This window comes from Vagococcus sp. WN80Y, assembly GCF_059621045.1.
This window is the reverse complement of the sequence record NZ_JCAQHY010000069.1, coordinates 1-2,247: the sequence shown is the minus strand read 5'-3', so window position 1 is coordinate 2,247 and position 2,247 is coordinate 1. Positions and strand designations below refer to the sequence as shown.

Genomic DNA, 2,247 nt, shown 5'->3' with positions numbered 1-2,247 from the left:
ATATGGTCATCATTCTACTCCTTTTAACACCAGAGTTAGTCGGGTTTCTCCAGCTCTCGCGTATATTTATGTACCGTTCCTAAGGACACGCCGCAAAGCTCTGCTATCTCACGCAATGGTTTACGGTGTTCAACAAACAAGCTTCGGATTTGCTCAATGACACTGATATCGATAGAAGGACGACCGCCTTGTCGACCTGATTCTTTCGCATAGGCCAAACCGACCTGAGTTCGGTGACGGATAATCGCTTTTTCTTGTTGAGCCAATAGACCTAAAGAAGTGAGATAAGCGGTATCTGAATCGCCACTCTTTTCAATAAAGCGAACCGTACATGGCTGTTTTTCTAGGGTCTTGACCACGGCATCGTATTGACTCACCTGTAACCCTAAGTGGGTAACATCAAGAATGATGACCTCTGCCTCACCAATCTCTGTCAAAAAAGATAAAAAACACTGAAGTGGCTCTCTTACCACCGATAAAGCCACGATTTTCTCACACTGTCCGCGTTCTTTTAATTGCCTAACAGCCAATGGCTGATCTCCTAAAATAGTGTATCCAATTCGCATCGTCTTCCCTCTCTTCCCTTCATTTTTATTTGTTGATTAAGTCACGGGTCGCTTGAATCAACCGAGTTGGTTTACTTAAACTCGCTGGTAGTTGACTACCATAAGGAGGATGCTCAAGAATATCCTGTAACTCTTGGCTAATTCTGACCCATTCTTTTAACGACTCATATTGCGGCTTCGGTAATTTTAACTCGTGCTTCGACCAGGTTGGCTTTACTTGAAGGAGCCGATCTGCTTCACCACTTTCTAGAAACAGCTGCAGGGACCGTTGGTATTTAAACTGATACCAATCATTGGGACATTCCATCTCATACCGGTGCCAAATCCACGGCAAAGCATCTAACGCTTTTTTTAACTGATGATACTCGCGATAACTTAGTTTAATGGTTGTCATCTGCTTCGTATTCCTTTCTATGTCTATGATTAAGGCTTGTCGTCGGTTCCTGTTGAAGGCAAGGGCATCATGTCGAATCCCTCTAGTCGCTTTTCTAATTCTTTTTGAGTCACACTCACCTCAGACATCCGTTGAAAGAGTTCATTTTGGCCCAACTCGACTTTGATTAACCCATAAACGACTACCAGCATGCTTATTAATAGGACCACAATGAGAAAACAGCTACTGATAACGAGTCGTTTATGCCTCTTTTCTCGTTCTCTCCTTCGTTTCTTTTTAGATCGCGAAGGAGGTCGCGTCTTCGTTAGCCACACTCGACTTTGAGACACACACCCCCATAAACTGAGGAAGAGAAGTCCCAACACTCCCCATTTAACTAACACCATCTGCCCCTCCTTTCTATACTCGTATCACTCCTAGAAAAATCACTGGCAGCACTAACAATAAAAAAAGGGGCACAATTGTCTGAACAGGATCAGAGAGAATCGTTCCGGCTAAATTCATACTGAACTGTTGGGGGTATGATAAGGGATTTTCCTTTAACAACGTCCCGTCCTTAGCCACTTTTTTTTCAGTTAAGGACAAGGCCTCTAAGTCCGACGGACTTGCCTGATTAAGTGGCGACTGGTCGGTCAACTTCCCTTGAACAAGCCGTCGGTAAACCGTCCCAATGTCCCCTTCACATCGTAATAAAGTGAGAAGGGACTCCGTCGTTGGCGCAATAACGTCCACTTCCGTATCTGGGATCACCTCATTACGTGTGACTTCATACACATACAAGGTCTTAAAATCAGTCGCATATATTTTCTGACCCTTTTTTAAGTCCTTGATCCGGTACAACAAGACATCTTCGTCGTTAATACTATGAGCCATCAAGACGTAATTTTGTGAGCCTAAGACCTGATCTTGGCGGTAAGTGGCCACCCCGTTTAACAAATTGTCATTCGCCATCCCCGCTAAAATAGGTAAATCAATTCCCACATCTGGAATGCCCAGTTTGCCTATTCCCCATTTGTTAATCGTGGCTTGGGCCTGTCCCTTTGACGCGGCATAACTCGCCACATTGACGCTGGCAATTTGCCGCTCATCATAGGTGGCCTGGAGAATTTTATCGGGATTAAAGGCTGCCAGCTCAGCGGAAGTGCCAATTGACACCTCTCCTAGCTCGGTGTCTTCTTTCATCTGTAGATACCCGTAAAGTGCGAAGAGAATCACCCCAATCATGGTCACTAATAAGACCACAAAAAGTGTTCGGGTCAGCATCAATAAACGAGTTAATTGACGTTT

General features: G+C 44.5%; 4 protein-coding genes. All 4 read right to left on the bottom strand.

The window, feature by feature from the left end; translation table 11 throughout:
* Positions 1–35: 35 nt before the first annotated feature.
* Positions 36–566 carry a recombinase family protein gene (locus AC5KOD_RS02825; protein ID WP_496913021.1) on the bottom strand — a complete coding sequence of 177 codons (531 nt, stop codon included), beginning with the start codon at positions 564–566 and terminating at the stop codon, positions 36–38.
* Positions 567–591: 25 nt separating this feature from the next.
* Entirely contained in the window at positions 592–960 is a 369-nt protein-coding gene (locus AC5KOD_RS02820; RefSeq protein ID WP_496913020.1) for a hypothetical protein, read from the bottom strand.
* Positions 961–989: 29 nt separating this feature from the next.
* Positions 990–1,346: a hypothetical protein gene (locus tag AC5KOD_RS02815; protein WP_496913019.1), complete on the bottom strand. Its 357-nt coding sequence runs from the start codon at positions 1,344–1,346 to the stop codon at positions 990–992.
* Positions 1,347–1,359: 13 nt separating this feature from the next.
* Positions 1,360–2,247, bottom strand: an 888-nt coding sequence (locus tag AC5KOD_RS02810; protein ID WP_496913018.1) for a class A sortase, incomplete at its 5' end; no start/stop codon positions are given.